Origin of the sequence: Bradyrhizobium sp. CCBAU 11357 (assembly GCF_028128865.1) — a bacterium.
GTDB lineage: Bacteria > Pseudomonadota > Alphaproteobacteria > Rhizobiales > Xanthobacteraceae > Bradyrhizobium.
This window is the reverse complement of the sequence record NZ_LBJW01000017.1, coordinates 20,467-36,173: the sequence shown is the minus strand read 5'-3', so window position 1 is coordinate 36,173 and position 15,707 is coordinate 20,467. Positions and strand designations below refer to the sequence as shown.

Sequence of the window (15,707 nt, the reverse complement as noted above, 5' to 3'; positions counted from 1 at the left end):
GAGGCGTTGACTTACTTTACATGTAAAAGTATGGTAATGCATATTTCTGGAGGACGCAATGGCTGAACGGTCTTTCGCGCGCGAGGTCGAGGATCTTCGGCTCGGCGCCGGCGACACCTTTCGCGGCGAAGGCATCCTGGCGATCACCAAGGCGCTGCTGCAATCAGGCGTCGCCTATGTCGGCGGCTATCAGGGCTCGCCGATCTCGCATCTGATGGACGTGCTGGCCGACGCCAAGGACGTGCTCGACGATCTCGGCGTCGTGTTCCAGAGCTCGGCGAACGAGGCGGCGGCCGCCGCCATGCTCTCGGCGTCGGTGATGTATCCGCTGCGCGGCGCCGTGGCCTGGAAGTCGACGGTCGGCACCAATGTCGCGTCCGATGCACTCGCCAATCTCGCCTCGGGCGGCGTCACTGGCGGCACCATGATCATCGTCGGCGAGGACTATGGCGAAGGCTCCTCCATCATGCAGGAGCGGACCCACGCCTTCGCCATGAAATCGCAGATGTGGCTGCTCGACCCGCGTCCCGACCATGAATGCATCGTCAACCTGATCGAAAAGGGTTTTGAGCTGTCGGAAGCCTCGAACACACCCGTGATGCTCGAGGTCCGCGTCCGCGCCTGCCACATGCATGGCAGCTTTGCCTGCAAGGACAACGCCAGGCCGGCGCACACCATCAAGGACGCGCTCAACAATCCCAAGCGCGACGTCAATCGCATCGTGCTGCCGCCGGCGGCCTACGAGCACGAGCAGGAGAAGATCAAGACACGCATGCCGGCCGCGATCGGCTTCATCCGGGACAACAAGCTGAACGAACGGATGGGACCGGCGCGGGGCAAGGTCGGCATCGTCATGCAGGGCGGCATGTACAACAACGTCATCCGCGCGCTGCAATATCTCGGTCTGTCGGACGCCTACGGCAACACGCAAGTCCCGCTCTACGTCATGAACGTCACCTATCCGGTGATCGAGGCCGAGGTGGCGGACTTCTGCATCGACAAGGACGCGGTCCTGATCGTCGAGGAGGGCCAGCCCGAATATCTGGAGCAGGCGATCAACACCGTTCTGCGGCGCAAGGACATCCAGGCGCGCGTTCACGGCAAGGACGTGCTGCCGATGGGCGGCGACTACACCGCGCAGGTCCTGCTCGGCGGCATCAGGGACTTCCTCGAGAAGACGGAGCCGCGCCTGCTCGGCAACCGGCCGCCGGCGCCGGACGCGGCTCCCGTGCTGAGCCATCCGGCGGTCGCGAAGCTCAAGCAGGTCGTGCCGGCGCGCCCGCCCGGGCTCTGCACCGGCTGCCCGGAACGACCGATCTTCGCGGCCATGAAGCTGGTCGAGGAGGAACTCGGCCAGCACCATGTCTCGGCCGACATCGGCTGCCATCTGTTCTCCATCCTGCCGCCCTTCAACATCGGCGCAACCACGATGGGCTTCGGCCTCGGTCCAGCCTCGACCTCGGCCTTCAACGTCAAGGCCGACAAACGCGCGATCGCGGTGATGGGTGACGGCGGCTTCTGGCACAACGGGCTGACCAGCGGCATCGGCAACGCCGTTTTCAACAAGCATGACGGCGTGTTCGTCATCGTGGACAATTTCTACACCTCGGCGACCGGCGGACAGGACATCCTGTCCTCGCGCGCTCTCAACAAACGCCGAAAGACCAACAATTCGATCGTGCAGGCCGTGAAGGGCATCGGCGGTCAATGGGTCCGGCAGATCGACCGCACCTATGACGTCGCCAGGATGCGCGACACGCTGAAGGAAGCGCTGACGACCAAGGAGGAAGGTCCCAAGGTCATCGTCGCCTCTTCCGAATGCATGCTGAATAAGCAGCGCCGCGTGAAGCCGCAAGTGAGCAAGGCGATCAAGGACGGGGAGCGGATCGTCAAGGAACGCTTCGGCGTCGACGAGGACGTCTGCACCGGCGACCACGCCTGCATCCGTCTGTCCGGCTGCCCGTCGCTCTCGGTGAAGCAGCTCGACGATCCCCTGCGCGACGATCCGGTCGCCGCGATCGACAATTCCTGCGTCGGCTGCGGCAATTGCGGCGAGGTCGCCGAGGCTGCCGTGCTGTGCCCCTCGTTCTATCGCGCCGACGTCATTCACAATCCGACGCGCTGGGACGCGCTCAAGTCGAGGATCGCCATGGCGGTGATCGGCTGGCTGCAGCGACGGCGCGATCGCAACCGGCCGACATTCGGGGCCCTGGCATGAGGGACGAGACGGTTCGGCTGGCGCTTCCCGCGGCCGGCGAAGCGACCGAACGCCCGATCTCGATCGCGATCCTGGCCATGGGCGGTCAGGGCGGCGGCGTGCTGACCGACTGGATCGTCGAGCTTGCGGAGAGCCATGGCTGGGTCGCGCAGTCGACTTCGGTGCCCGGCGTCGCGCAGCGCACCGGCGCGACCATCTACTACATCGAAACGATGCCGCCGCTCGATGGGCGCAAGCCGATCCTCTCGCTGATGCCGACGCCCGGCGATGTCGACGTGGTGATGGCCGCCGAATTCATGGAGGCGGGGCGCTCGATCCTGCGCGGCCTGGTGACGCCGGACCGCACCACGCTGATCGCGTCCAACCACCGGTCATTTGCCATCGGCGAGAAGATCGCACCGGGCAACGGCGTTGCCGATCCCGGCGCTGTCACCGGCGCGATCGGCGTCGCCGCCAAGACCAAGATCATCTTCGACATGAACGCGCTGGCGATTGCCCACGGGAGCGTGATTTCGGCCGCGATGTTCGGCGCGCTCGCGGCCACCGGCGTGCTGCCGTTCGACCGCGACAGCTATCTGTCGGTGATCCGCGCCGGCGGGAAAGGCGCCAAGGCCAGCGTCGAGACTTTCGAAGCCGCTTTCGATCGCACCCGATCCGGCGCGCGGGAGGCCGTCGAGCTCCCGCGAGCCGCGGAGAGCAAGGAAATCCGCCCGCTTGCGACGCCGGATGCAGAGCTGGCCAAGCTGCTCGAACGATCAAGACAGGAGCTGCCGGAGTCGGCGCTATCGCTGGCGCAGGCCGGCCTGAAGAAGGTGGTGGATTTCCAGGACATCGCCTACGGCGCCGAATATCTCGACATTCTCGGTGCGTTGCACGCGGCCGATCGTGGTGCCGGCGGCATCGACAGGAGCTTCGCCTTCACCCAAACCGCCGCAAAATACCTCGCCAATGCCATGACCTATGACGACGTCATCCGCGTTGCCGACCTGAAGACGCGCACCAGTCGCCGCACGCGGATCGAGGGCGAGCTGGAGCTGGGGCAAGGCCAGGTGCTCCAAACCACCGAGTTCATGCACCCTCGCCTCGAGGAGATCATGGGAATGCTGCCGGTGTCCTTTGGCAATTGGCTCGACACCAAGCCGCGCCTGATGGGCTGGCTCGATCGCCGCATCAACCGGGGACGGCGGGTGCGGACCTATTCGCTGCCCTGGTTTCTCGTGCTCTATGCCGTCGGCGGGCTTCGCGGCATGCGCCGCCGCTCACGGCGCCATGCGATCGAGACGGCGCATCGCGACGAATGGCTCAAGGCCGCCACCGAGGCTATCAGGACCAACTACCAGCTCGGCGTCGAGATCCTGCAATGCCGCCGGCTGGTCAAGGGCTATTCCGATACCCACAGCCGCGGCCTGTCGAAGTTCGACCGGACGCTGGCGACGATCAAGCTGGTTGCGCAGCGCGAGGACGCCGCCGATTGGGCCCGGCGCCTGCGCGAAGCGGCGCTCAAGGACGGCCCCGGCAAGGAGCTCGAGGGCGTCATCCAGACGATCAAGAGCTTCGCCTGACGGGATCGGCGTCGGCAAGGGATTGCGGTTCAGCCGACGCTGGTCAGAACCGGGCTGCTTGACTGCGCTGCCCGGTACGCTAATCGGAGCCCGACCACCTCCTCAAAGAGCTTTGGAATATCTCCGTCAGACCAACCCGCCCTCCTGGTCATGCGATGCCGGCAGCACTCAAAGAGAATATCGTTCCCCTCGGGCAAATCGAGACCCGGCTCTGGCTGCAGCTGTTGTCGCTGCACGGAGACGTCTTCGCGTCGTTGAATTCCCTCCTCGGCGCCGAGTTCGGCTTGTCGCTGGCGAAATTCGACGTCCTGGCCCAGCTCGACCGCGACAGGAACGGCCTTGCGCTCGGACAATTGTCGCAGAACCTGAAGGTGTCCGGCGGCAACGTCTCGGGCCTGGTGCAGCGCCTCCTCGCTGACGACCTCATCAGCAGGGAAATGTCGAGTGAGGACCGCCGGTCGTTCATCGTGCGCCTCACACCGAAAGGTGAAGCCTTGTTCAGGAAGGCCGCCGACGTGCACAAGAAGCATCTCAGCCAAAAATTCGAGAACATCTCGGCCAAGGAACTCGACGCGGCGCTGTCGGTGCTGCGCTCGCTTTCGGCCAAGATACGAACCCCCAGCAAGAAGCAAAGTCGAAAAAGCTAATGGCAAGAGAATCCAGGAGCAGGTGGAGATCCGGCCCGCCAAGGTCGAGAGATCAGCTCTACGCCTACATTCCCTATCTGTTCAATCGGCTGGCCAATCGCTGGAACCTGGATCAAAACCGCGATCTCACCGAGCATGGCATCAACAACGTCGTCTTTCGTACGCTGTCGGTGCTGTTCATCTACAAGACGCTCACGGTCAACGAGATCGCCGTGCTCGCCGTGACCGAGCAATCGACGGCGAGCCGCATGGTCGAATCCATGGTGTCCGCCGGTCTCGTCAAGCGCGAGATCGCGGAGGAGGACCAGCGCCGCCGGGTCGTGGCGTTGACCACTGAGGGCGAAGCGCTGCTGCGCAAGATCTGGCCGATCATGGCAAAGAACTACGAGCGCCTGACCGCCGGCATCGATCCCGACGAGATCGAGACTTGCGCGCGCGTGCTGGCCAAGATGATGGAAAACGTCAAGCAGAACCAGATCTGACGCGGGTCATCCGATGCGCAGTTGATGCGCGTCATTGATACGCGTCATGGGCCGAGGCCAACGAGGCTGGTGCCGCCGCAGACATAGAGCACCTGCCCGGTGACGAAGTCGGAGCGTTCGTCGAGAAAGAATTCGATCGCGTGCGCGACGTCCTCGCGCGCGCCGAGCCGGCCGACCGGGACGTTACGCGCCATTGTTTCCTGCCGCTCGGAATCCTTGGGGATGATGCCCCAGAAATTGTCGGTCAGGATCGGGCCCGGCGCGACGACGTTCACGGTAATGCCGCTGGACGCAAGCTCCAGCGCCCATGTCCGCGCCATGCCGTGCACGCCGGCCTTGGTGGCGGAATAGGCCGAGCGGGTCACGGCGCCCATCGCTGCGCGCGAGCTGACGAACACGATGCGGCCGAAACGGCGCGATCTCATTCCCTCCAGCGCGGCCTGGGTCAGGAGCATGGGCGCGCCGAGATGCAGCTGCGCCAGCGCCAGGATGTCTTCGGGCTTTGCATCGGGCAGCAGGTTCGGCAGGATGATTCCGGCATTGTGCACGAGGCGATCGATCGCATGATTGGAGGCGATCTCCCGGGCAACTTCCCGCGTCTGCTCGAGGCTGGTCAAGTCCGCGGAATAGGCCGTGAGCAGATCGTGTGTCCAGTCCGGTCGCTGCAGCCCGACCGAGACCACGCGCTGGCCCTTGTCGAGGAGGCTCTTCGCCAGCGCTTCGCCGATTCCGGAATTGCCGCCGGTGATGAGGGTGGTGCGGACCTGGCTCATGCTCGGTTATCCCTGCGTTTCGTTCAGACCTGCCGCCGCTTCAGATCGCGCAGATCGAAGAAGGCGCCGTCCTGCATCAGCTTGGCGACGAAATCCTTCAAGCCGCCGCGCTGGATCTTCTCGGTCGCGGTCAGCGGCAGGGTATCGACGAAGCAGATCCAGCCGGGCGCCTTGTAATAGGCCATCTGCTCCAGGCTCCAGCGGACGATCTGCTCGGCGAGCGCGCGGTCGGCGCCGGCCTGCTCGGCGATGATGACGGCCGCCACTTCGTCGCCGCGCACCGGGTCCGGCGTCGCGGCAATTGCGGCCTGCCGAATCTGCGGATGCCGATTGAGCACGGATTCGACCTCGACCGCGGCGATGTTCTCGCCGGAGCGGCGGATGACGTTCTTCTTGCGATCGACGAAATGCAAATCGCCGTCCGCATCGCGCGACACGATGTCGCCCGTATGCAGCCAGCCTCCGGCCCAGGCCTCCGCCGTGGCCTCGGGGTTCTTGAGGTACTCCCGGAAAAAGCCGTAGCGCGGATCCGCGCCGGCCCGCCGCACCAGCAGCTCCCCCGGCGTCCCGGCCGGCACGTCATCCCCGCTGTCATCGACGATGCGAATGTCGATCTCCGGAGCCGGGCGGCCGAAGCAGCTGGTGCCGACCTTGCGCGGCTCGACATTGGCGGCGATCACGCCGCCGCTGCCGGTCTCGGTCATCGCCCAGGCCTCGAGCAGGGGGAAGCCGAAGCGCGCCTCGAACGGCGCGTGAAGCATCTTGTCGACGCCCGCGCCGAAGCCGAAGCGAACCGCGTGCTGCCGATCCTCTTGCGAGGGCGCGGCGCTCATCAGCATCGACGGCATCACGCCGAGATAATGCAGGCACGTGGCCCGGCTCTGCCGCACCGAGCTCCACCAGCTGCGCGGGTGAAAACGATCGAGCATGGTCAGGCAGCCGCCAACCGAGACCATCGCCATCAGCGAGACCGCCATTGCGTTCATGTGGAACAGCGGCAGCGGCGTGATCATGCGCTCGACATCCGGCTTGAGGCCAATCAGCCCGCCGGCATCGCGATACCAGTTGCCGCTGTGCAGGAAGTATTCGTTGGTGAGGACGCAGCCCTTCGGCTGGCCCGTCGTGCCCGACGTGTAGAGCAGCGCGCATTCCGTTGCGCCGTCCGCCGGCCGCAGCGGCCGCGCACCGTCATAGGGCGCGGGCACGTCTGCGTCATCGGTCACGACAGGAATCGGCCGGCCCGCCTGGCGCGCCGCCGTCTCCACCTCAGTACGGCGTTCGGCCAGCACGAAGGCGGCGTTCATCTCGGAATGCGCGATGATGTATTCGAGCTCGCTCATGCGCAAATCGGGGTTGATCGGCACCACGGAGACGCCGAGCGCGTTCAGCGCAAACCACAGCTCGATGAACACCGGCCGGTTCTGGAGCAGGAGCCCCACCCTGTGGCCTTCGCCATAACCGCTCTGCGCGAACGCCTGGCGGCGGGCCTCGATCCGATCGAGCATCGCGCGGTAGGAGATCTCGCCGGCCGGAATGCCGTAGATGCCTGATGTCTCCGGCAGCACGTTGAGGAAGCCGGCCTCGCCGCGGCGGAGCGCGGTTTGGCGAAAGCGGGCATGGACTGTCGTTGCAGCGGTCAAGGCGCACTCACATGAAGAGCTGGATGTTGCCGAACGGCGCGTCGAAATTGACGAGATCGAGGCGCTTGAGCTTGATCTTCAGGCCGTCGCCGACCTGGACCAGATCGTGCGATGCCCATCCCGAATAACGCTCCAGCAGGTCGCCGCGGGTCTCGGTGTAGATGTAGGACGTTCGTGTCTTGAACACGCCCGCCGCGACGTCGCAGGCGACGATCCTGGGGGCCTGGAGCAGATGGTGGCAGCGGCTCTTCGGCTTCTGGCTGAAGGTGCGCTCGCCGGCGAGGCGTTCGACCCGGACCTTGAGCAGCAGCAGATCCTCGTACATCAGCGACGGCTGCAGCACCGGATCCTGCTGCTGCCATTCGAGCGGCATCCAGTAGCGCCCTTCCGGGTGAAACAGATCGAGCCAGCTCTGCCACTGCATCGTGTCGAGAAGCTCGGCCTCCCGATAGATGAAATCGATGATGGCCTTGTCGTCGATCATTCCGCCGCCTCGGTGTGCTCGTCCATGCCCATCGTCATGAATTTGGCCCAGGCTTGGAACTGGTTGCGCATCTGCCGCTCGGACGTGCCGTTGATGACGGCGGTGACGTCCGGCTGTTCGCCTGCTACGTAGAGGCGGCGCAGATTGATCCATTGATTGCCGTTGGACTTGAGGCCTTCCTGCGCCCGCTCGTACATTTCCAGGTCGTCGTGCCCGACGATGGAGGTCGGCGCGTTGATGAAGCGGTTGTACATCAGGGCACGCTCGTAGAGCTTGTCGGGTGCGCCGACCAGGCGGTAGACCCAGCTCTCGACCAGAGTCCTGTCGACCGCGATCGGAATGAAGTTGCGCAGGATCTGCACGGCGCCCTTGACCATGATGTTCGGGAAATAGACGGTGTTGTGCCTGACCTCGCCGAGGATTTCGTGCGCCCGCGTCTCGCCGTAGGCGGCGACCATCTGATCGAGATAACCGTCGACGTCGGAATAATTGGAGTGGATGGAATTGGCGACGCCGGTGTGGCCGTGGCCGTTGGGCCAGATCCTGATGCCGCTCTGCTCGTAGAATTCGTACGGGCTCATGAACGGTCCGTAGAGCTGAACCGCCATGGGCGTCTCGGTCGAATCGCCCTGCTCGCGCTTCCAGACCTTGACCGCGGTGCCGGCCGAGCTCTCGTGCGCGACCATGGGATGGCAGGTGTCGGTCTGGTTCTCGACCAGCATCTTCCAATTGCAGGTGTGCATGTAGCGGATCGGCGCCGCCATCACCGCGAGCTTGCCCTCCGGCGAGCGGTCGACCATGTTGTCGATCGTCGAGAGGCTTTCGCCGAAATAATCCTCGAAAGACAGGCCGCGCTCACTCAGCCGCGCGAAGATGAAGTCGCGATAGATCGCGACGTTCCTCACGCGCGACAAGCCTTCATTGGCCTGGGTGTCGCCGAAGCCGGTCGCCTCATAGCCCTTCTTCAGGGGAATCGCCAGCAGCGATCCGTCGGTCTTGAACGACCATGCATGGTAGGGACAGCGAAAGAACTTCCCGGTGTTGCCGCACGGCTCCGAGGCGATCTTGACGCCCTTGTGCGGGCAGCGGTTGTAGAAGACGTGGACCTGGCCGTCGGTGTGGCGGCTCGCCAGCACCGGTTGCCGGCCGATCGTGGCAGTGATGAAGTCGCCGGGCTTTGCGAGCTGGCTGGCATGGCCGACATAGATCCAGCTGTTGGGAAACAGATGCTCCATCTCGAGATCGAAGATCTCCGGGTCGACGTAGACGTCGCGGTGCACCTCGGCCTCGCGTACCAGCGCCGCGATCGAGCGCCTGTCACTTGCGTGCTTGCCCATGGTGTCCTAAGTCCTTGTCCTAGAGATCCAGCACCAGTCGGTTCGATTTCGCGCGCGAGACGCAGATCTGCATCACCGTGTTCGACGCCTTCTCGTCGTCGCTGAGAATGACGTCGCGATGATCCGGGACACCGGAGATCACGCCGCACTGGCAGATGCCGCAATCGCCGCGCCGGCAGTCGGAGAGAACCTCGTGGCCGGCAGCTTCCAGCGCCTCGATGATGCTCTGGTCGGCTGCGACGGCGATGACCTCTCCCGTCGACTTGAGCTCGACTTCGAAGGCACGGTTCGGCGCATCCGGCGTCTCGGCCTTGAAGAGCTCGTAATGGATGCGATCGGCGGCGATGCCGCCGGCGAGAGCGGCGGCCTTCACCGCATCGATCATGCCTGCGGGACCGCAGACATAGACGTGGGAGCTCGCAGGCGAGGCCTGCAGCGATGCCGCGATGTCGAGGCACGACGCGTCGCTGTCGTAATGGACCGTCAGGGCGCGCGCGCAGACGGCCTCGAGCTGCGGCAGGAACGCCAACGCGCCCGGTGCCCGCCCGGCATAGTGGAGACGGTAGGTCGCTCCCCGGCCCTCGAGCTCGGCCGCCATCGACAGGATCGGCGTGATGCCGATGCCGCCGGCGAACAGAAGCGCGGGCGATGCGTCCTCGTGCAGCGGGAAATTGTTGACCGGCACTGAGGCGGTCACGACGTCGCCGACCTTGAGCGCATGCATGTAGGCCGAGCCGCCGCTCGACATCCGCTCACGCAGAACCCCGAGCGCGAGGTGGCCTTCGGGCAGGCCCGGCAGGGCCATCAGGGAGTAAGGCCGGTCTCCCCCGCTCGGCAGCGAAACACGAAGATGTGCCCCTGCCCGCCATCGCGGTGCCGCACCGCCCTCCACGCCGAACACGAGGCTTCGTATCGTCGGCGTTTCCGCCGAGACCGACTGCACCCTGAGCCTCAGCTGACGCGTGTCCATTCGCGGGGTCTGCACAATGTATGAATTTGCATATTTTTAGACATATAACAATTCGATGTCAATCGGCTTGCAGCCATGGCCGATTGGCGCCGGCGGCCGCTATTCGATCGGCGCCGGACGCGCCAGCTGGAAGAGGTCGCGAGGCCTCGCATACCAGCCGGAGCCGTGCATGCGGGCGATGAGGTCGAGGCCGATCGTGTCGATATGCCCTCGCTGTGCATCGATCACGAACTGCTCGGCGACGTGCGCACAGACGATCTCGCCGATCACCGCGATTTGCCGCGGCCCGGTTTCCTGAACAACGAGGGAGCGGCATTCGAACGTGACGGGGCAGCCCTTGAGGAGCGGAGGCGAGACCATTTGGGAGGGTAGCGTCTCCAGCCCCGCAAGCTCGATCTCGTCGATCGCGGCCGGAGCATCGACGGCGGTCGCGTTCATCGCTTCAGCCATCCGGTGCGGCACGAGGTGAACGACGAACTCGCCCGTCTCGACGATATTCTGCGCCGTGTCCTTCAAGCCTCGTTTCGGATGACGCAGCAGACCGAGCACGACCGTCGGCGGCTCGTGTCCCAGCACGGTGAAGAAGCTGAACGGCGCGGCATTGGCGGCCCCGTTCCGGGATCGCGTCGTGACCCACGCGATCGGTCGCGGCGTCACCGTCGCCGTCAGGATCTTGTAGCGGATATCCGCCGGAAGCTGTCCCATATCGAAGAGCATCGAACCCTCAGTTGTTCGCGCGAGCGGCTTGAAATTTGCGATCGCTCGTGCGTCCGTCTGTTTTTTATTTAATCATATGCATATGATCTTATCAAATACACCGACTGTATCGGGACCAATCCCGGCTTAACGGTTTGATTTGCGAGGACATTCCGTGAAGAAAACGCGCCGCCCCCGTCCGCCGGATCCGGCGCCTGCCTCCGCGCGCGGGGCCAAATCCAGCAAAAGCGCCACCACCGAGCGCCCCGGCCGGCGCGGCATCCAGTCGATCGAGATCGGCTTCAGAATTCTCGATTATCTCCGGACCGAGCTGCGCCCGGTGCCGCTGAAGATGATCGCGGCCAACACCGGAATGTCGGCCGCGAACGTCCACTATTATCTCGTGAGCTTCCAGGCGGTGGGCATCGTCCGCCAAGAGACCGACACCGGCTGCTACGCCCTTGGGCCCTATGCGTTGAAGCTCGGCATGGCGGCGATTGAGCAGTTCGACGTCTTTGCCGTCGCACGTCCGGCCATGACCGAACTCGCGACGACCATCGGCCACACGGTGTTTCTCGGCGTTTGGGGCAATCGCGGCCCCACCATCATCTATCGCGTCGAGGGCGGGGCCGGCCGCCCCATCATCGAGCTGCGCGTCGGAAGCGTCCTCAGCCTGCTGCGGTCCGCGTTGGGACGCAACTTTCTCGCACATCTGCCGCGCTCGCTGACGGGTGAGATGCTCGATCAAGAGCTCAAGGAGGAGCGCTCGCGCAAGCCGCGGATGGATGATGCGCCAACCACCAAGATCGAGGTGGAACAGATGATGGCTGCAATCCGGCGCGAGGGCATCAGCCGCTGTCGTGATGCCCTGCTGCCGAACTTCACCTCCCTATCCGCACCGATCTTCGATCAGGCCGGGTTCATGATCGCCGCCATCACGATGATGGGGCCGATCGGCATTCTCGACGACGACCTGAAAGGCCCGACCGCGACCGCGCTGACCGTGCATGCGCGCGCCATCTCCGCGACCGCCGGCTGGCAGCCCGAGACGTGACGGCTCCACGACCGGGCACGGCGGCAACAATGGCCATTGATGCTGCCGATCTCGCGCGTGACGAGACGAGGCTTGCATTAGTCATCCATGGTGTGAATGTCACAGATCAAAACAATCGATTTTTCAAATCTGAACATCCCCGCTAATCGGGCAGTGCGCAGCTCGGAGAGGCTGCCGATGCAAGGGGAGAACGCATTTGATCAAGCCGTGGATTTTCGAGTTCATGCAGGCTCCGCATCCGAGCGATGGGGAGACCCCGGCCGGCGCCGTGTCCGCTGCGTTCAACGAAGGGTACGCATTCTGGCTCGAAGCCGAACGGCTCGGCTTCGAAGGAATATTCTTCAGTGAGCATCACTTCGGCCACTCGTTGAGCCCTTCTCCCAATCTGCTGATCGCAGCTGTGGCGCGCCACACCACTCGGCTGCGCCTGGGAACGATGGGCAACGTCGTGCCCTTCTATGAGCCGTGGCGCATCATCGAAGAGCTGACGATGCTGGACCACCTGACCAACGGCCGCCTCGAGATCGGCTTTGCAGCCGGCGTGCCCCAGGAGCTGCAGCGAATTGGCCTGGGAATGGAGGACGCCCGAGAGCGGTTCAATGAGGCTCTCGAGATCCTCGATGCCGCCCTGGTGAACCCGGTCATCAGCCACAGCGGAAAATATTGGAAGCTCGAAGGCATCAACCTGATGCCAGGCGTCTTCCTGCAGAGCGCGCCGCCGAAATGGACGACCGTCGTAAGCACCGGATCTGCGCAGAAATCCGCCCAAAGACGATCGAAGATTTGCACCGGCTTCGAGTCCGTCACGCGCATTTCGGAGATCTTCGAGGTCTATCGAACCGAATGTGCCCGGCTGGGAATGCCGGCGGGGCGCGATCAGCTCGCGATTCGGCGCAATATCTCCATTTCCCGCGATGCAGCCGAGGCGCGAGAAGAAGCCAAGGCTGCGAAGGACGCCACCCTGAAGATCGTGGCTGGCGATCCCCGCGTCGTCAAGCACGCCGCCCACTCGACGCTCGATGCACCGAGAGCCGGGGCCGGATTTTCATTGCATGACGATGACTATATCGCGGGCACGCCGGCGCAAGTCGCTGAGCAAATCATCGATCAATGCCGCAGATGCGGTGCAGGCCATTTGCTCGCGATGCTGGGGAGGAGCGTTTCGGGACGCCGCCGCGAATCGCTCGCCCTCTTTGGCGAGGAGGTCATTCCTCAACTGCACCGCGCGCAGGTCGGTTGATCGGCCTCATCGGCCGACGAGCGGAGACAAGAGCGGGAGCAGAAGGATGATGCAGGACAGACCTCTCATTGTCGGAATTGGTGGCACGCCGCGGGCGGGGTCCTCATCGGAACGCGCGCTCGCGGTCAGTCTCAAGGCGGCCGCGGAGCGCGGCGCCAGGACCCTTCTTCTCTCCGGCGCGGAGCTTGTTCTGCCGATGTACATGCCAGGGCAACCGCAATCGGAGCAGGCGTCTCGCTTGCTGGCCGCGCTACGCGAGTGCCACGGTCTCATCATCTCGTCCCCCGCCTACCACGGGTCAATATCGGGATTGATCAAGAACGCCCTCGATTACGCAGAAGAGCTCAGAACGGACGCGCGCGCGTACCTTGACGGCGTTCCAGTCGGCTGCATCGCATGCGCCGGCGGCTGGCAGGCCGTTGGGCAGACTTTGGCCGCCTTGCGGACGATTGCGCACTCGCTCAGGGGCTGGCCCACGCCGCTTGGCGCAATGTTGAACACGTCAGTGCCCCTGTTCGATGCCGACGGCAATTGCACCGACAAGGCAACCAAGCGCCAGCTGGAGACGGTCGGGCACCAGGTGATCGACTTCGCGCGCATGCAGCGACTTGGCAGACAGAGAGCACAGCCCATCCCGACCGAGGCAACGGCCGACCCATAGGTCCCGACGCAACCGGGGGACCACGTCGACAGCAAGGGAGTGTGAAGTGACATTCGAAACGAGAAGACTCGAGCTGGACGGCGTCGATACCGTGATCAAGGTCATCGGAAAGGGCCCGGCTGTCCTGGCGCTGCACGGCGCAGCAACGATCGAGGGACACGAATGGGCGCGCGGTTTAGCCGATCGGTTTCGGGTCTATTTGCCGTTTCACCCCGGCTTCGGCGAAAGCGGGCCTGCGCCACACATCTGCGGAATGCAGGACCTGATCGTTCATAACCTGAGCATCATCACAGCACTCGGACTGGATCGACCGCACCTCGTCGGCCATTCCATGGGCGGGTGGATGGCGGCGGAGATCGCCGCGGTCGCCGGTGAACGTTTTGCTCGATTGGTGCTCAATGCGCCGGCCGGGCTCAATGACCCCGATCATCGAGGTGCCGACCCATCGAAGATCGCTCCGCAGGAGCTCCCACAATATCTGGCTCACCGAACGGAGGTCGCAGCCCGGTATTTCCCTGGAGGCACCCTTGCGCCTCCGCCAGAACAATTCATCGCGGCAAGGGAGAAAGAAAGCAACGCGCTGCGCAACATCCAGAAGTCTCACGGCATGGGGCACCCGAACCTCCGCCGATGGCTGAGGCGGATCCCCAACGAGACGCTCATCTTCTGGGGCAGCAAGGACAGGGTCGCACCATCCGGCCAGGCGGAGCTCTGGGCAAGAGAAATTCCGAACGCCCGCATCCATATCGTTCCTGATGTCGGGCACTTGGCCATGCAGGAGGACCCGGCCTGCGTCAGGGCGATTGGCGATTTCCTCGCGGGTTGAATTGTAGGGTTGCCACCTCCAGCGGGCGTTCAAGCGGCGATCGACCTTTCCAATCACCACAAGACTTCAGGGAGACGTACATGAAGGCCATCGCGATTGCACTCGCTCTCGCCGCAAGCATGATATCGCCATTGTTGGCGCAGACTTCGGCCAGCCCTCCATCCGCCTCTTCGCCGCCCCCTTGGCCCACCCATCCCATTCGCCTCATCGTCAACTTCCCTGCGGGTGGAGCTGCCGACCTGCTCGCCCGTCTGATCGGACAGTCGCTCAGCGAGACCTTTGGTCAGCCGGTGGTCGTCGAAAACAAGGCTGGCGCCAACGGAAATCTCGGCGGCGAGATGGTGGCCCGCGCGGCACCGGACGGCTACACCTTGCTGATGTCGTCGGGCGGCATGGTCGCTATCAATCCGCATCTGTATGCCAACATGCCCTTCAATCCGACGAAGGATATCGTTCCCGTCGCCTCCGTCGCGCGCGTCCCGTTCTACCTCGTCGTTCGCGCGACCAATCCGGCTCAGGATTTCAAGGCATTCGTCGCCGATCTCAAGGCCAACCCCGGCAAGCGCAATTTCGGATCGCCCGGCATCGGCAGCTCTCCGCATCTCGCAGCGGAGTTGCTCAAGAAGATGACCGGCACGGATGCCATGCATGTGCCCTATCGGGGTGCAGCTCCGGCGCTAAACGACTTGCTTGCCGGGCAGATCGACTTCCTGTTCGACCCCGGTATCGCCATCGAGCATGTGAAGACCGGGGTCCTGCGGGCGATTGCGATCGGAAGCCCGCAGCGCTCGCCTCAACTTCCCGACGTGGCGACGCTGGATGAGCTTGGCCTGACCGGCTTCGACGCCGACGCGGTCTTCGGCGTCTATGCACCTGCCGGAACACCGGCCGAGATCATCGTACGCCTCAATACCGAGATCAACCGGGCGCTCGCGACGGTCGCGGTGAAGGACCGCATCATGGCCGTCGGCAACGTACCTGCGGCGATGTCTTCCGCTGAGTTCGGCGCGAGGGCCCGCGGGGATTCCGAGCGGTTCGGCGCAATCATCCGCGAACGTGGAATCGTGGCCGGCAATTAGCGAAGTCAGCGTCTTCCCGTTTCGAACCGAAGCGGAAG

15 protein-coding genes are annotated in these 15,707 nt (G+C 64.3%); 9 read left to right on the top strand and 6 right to left on the bottom strand.

Annotated elements, in window-relative coordinates:
• The first annotated feature begins 58 nt into the window (after nucleotides 1-58).
• From XI05_RS05180 to XI05_RS05165, 4 genes are all read left to right on the top strand, one after another.
• A complete protein-coding gene (locus tag XI05_RS05180; protein ID WP_271499354.1) occupies nucleotides 59-2,218 on the top strand; it encodes an indolepyruvate ferredoxin oxidoreductase subunit alpha in 2,160 nt (719 codons plus the stop codon).
• Nucleotides 2,215-3,780, top strand: coding sequence for an indolepyruvate oxidoreductase subunit beta family protein (locus XI05_RS05175; RefSeq protein ID WP_271499352.1), 1,566 nt, complete (start codon nucleotides 2,215-2,217; stop codon nucleotides 3,778-3,780). The genes XI05_RS05180 and XI05_RS05175 overlap by 4 nt, the downstream gene beginning before the upstream one ends.
• Nucleotides 3,781-4,034: 254 nt before the next feature.
• Nucleotides 4,035-4,427: a MarR family winged helix-turn-helix transcriptional regulator gene (locus XI05_RS05170; protein ID WP_271499349.1), complete on the top strand. Its 393-nt coding sequence runs from the start codon at nucleotides 4,035-4,037 to the stop codon at nucleotides 4,425-4,427.
• Nucleotides 4,427-4,909, top strand: a complete 483-nt coding sequence (locus XI05_RS05165; protein ID WP_172789279.1) for a MarR family winged helix-turn-helix transcriptional regulator — start codon at nucleotides 4,427-4,429, stop codon at nucleotides 4,907-4,909. The genes XI05_RS05170 and XI05_RS05165 overlap by 1 nt, the downstream gene beginning before the upstream one ends.
• Nucleotides 4,910-4,953: 44 nt before the next feature.
• On the opposite strand, the gene XI05_RS05160 is transcribed toward XI05_RS05165, so the two are convergent.
• The 6 genes from XI05_RS05160 to XI05_RS05135 all read right to left on the bottom strand — a co-directional run bounded on the left by XI05_RS05160 (nucleotide 4,954) and on the right by XI05_RS05135 (nucleotide 10,830).
• A complete protein-coding gene (locus tag XI05_RS05160; protein WP_271499346.1) occupies nucleotides 4,954-5,682 on the bottom strand; it encodes an SDR family NAD(P)-dependent oxidoreductase in 729 nt (242 codons plus the stop codon).
• A 23-nt stretch (nucleotides 5,683-5,705) separates the two neighbouring features.
• A complete protein-coding gene (locus XI05_RS05155) occupies nucleotides 5,706-7,322 on the bottom strand; it encodes an ATP-dependent acyl-CoA ligase (protein ID WP_271499344.1) in 1,617 nt (538 codons plus the stop codon).
• Between the two features lie 7 nt (nucleotides 7,323-7,329).
• A complete protein-coding gene (locus tag XI05_RS05150; protein WP_212254375.1) occupies nucleotides 7,330-7,806 on the bottom strand; it encodes an aromatic-ring-hydroxylating dioxygenase subunit beta in 477 nt (158 codons plus the stop codon).
• A complete protein-coding gene (locus XI05_RS05145) occupies nucleotides 7,803-9,143 on the bottom strand; it encodes a Rieske 2Fe-2S domain-containing protein (RefSeq protein WP_271499341.1) in 1,341 nt (446 codons plus the stop codon). The genes XI05_RS05150 and XI05_RS05145 overlap by 4 nt, the downstream gene beginning before the upstream one ends.
• Before the next feature lie 19 nt (nucleotides 9,144-9,162).
• Nucleotides 9,163-10,113: a PDR/VanB family oxidoreductase gene (locus XI05_RS05140; RefSeq protein WP_271499339.1), complete on the bottom strand. Its 951-nt coding sequence runs from the start codon at nucleotides 10,111-10,113 to the stop codon at nucleotides 9,163-9,165.
• Between the two features lie 99 nt (nucleotides 10,114-10,212).
• Complete coding sequence (locus XI05_RS05135; RefSeq protein WP_271499336.1) at nucleotides 10,213-10,830, bottom strand: flavin reductase family protein; 618 nt, start codon at nucleotides 10,828-10,830, stop codon at nucleotides 10,213-10,215.
• 154 nt (nucleotides 10,831-10,984) lie between these two features.
• On the opposite strand from XI05_RS05135, the gene XI05_RS05130 reads away from it, so the two are divergent.
• The 5 genes from XI05_RS05130 (at nucleotide 10,985) to XI05_RS05110 (ending at nucleotide 15,669) form a co-directional block, all read left to right on the top strand.
• On the top strand, nucleotides 10,985-11,863 hold the full coding sequence (locus tag XI05_RS05130) for an IclR family transcriptional regulator (RefSeq protein WP_271499332.1): 879 nt from the start codon (nucleotides 10,985-10,987) through the stop codon (nucleotides 11,861-11,863).
• 196 nt (nucleotides 11,864-12,059) lie between these two features.
• Nucleotides 12,060-13,103 (top strand): LLM class flavin-dependent oxidoreductase, encoded by a 1,044-nt coding sequence (locus XI05_RS05125; RefSeq protein WP_271499329.1) that lies wholly within the window; start codon nucleotides 12,060-12,062, stop codon nucleotides 13,101-13,103.
• A 46-nt stretch (nucleotides 13,104-13,149) separates the two neighbouring features.
• Nucleotides 13,150-13,764 carry an NADPH-dependent FMN reductase gene (locus tag XI05_RS05120; protein WP_271499326.1) on the top strand — a complete coding sequence of 205 codons (615 nt, stop codon included), beginning with the start codon at nucleotides 13,150-13,152 and terminating at the stop codon, nucleotides 13,762-13,764.
• 46 nt (nucleotides 13,765-13,810) lie between these two features.
• Complete coding sequence (locus tag XI05_RS05115) at nucleotides 13,811-14,590, top strand: alpha/beta fold hydrolase (protein WP_271499323.1); 780 nt, start codon at nucleotides 13,811-13,813, stop codon at nucleotides 14,588-14,590.
• 80 nt (nucleotides 14,591-14,670) lie between these two features.
• A complete protein-coding gene (locus XI05_RS05110) occupies nucleotides 14,671-15,669 on the top strand; it encodes a Bug family tripartite tricarboxylate transporter substrate binding protein (protein WP_271499320.1) in 999 nt (332 codons plus the stop codon).
• Nucleotides 15,670-15,707: the final 38 nt, after the last annotated feature.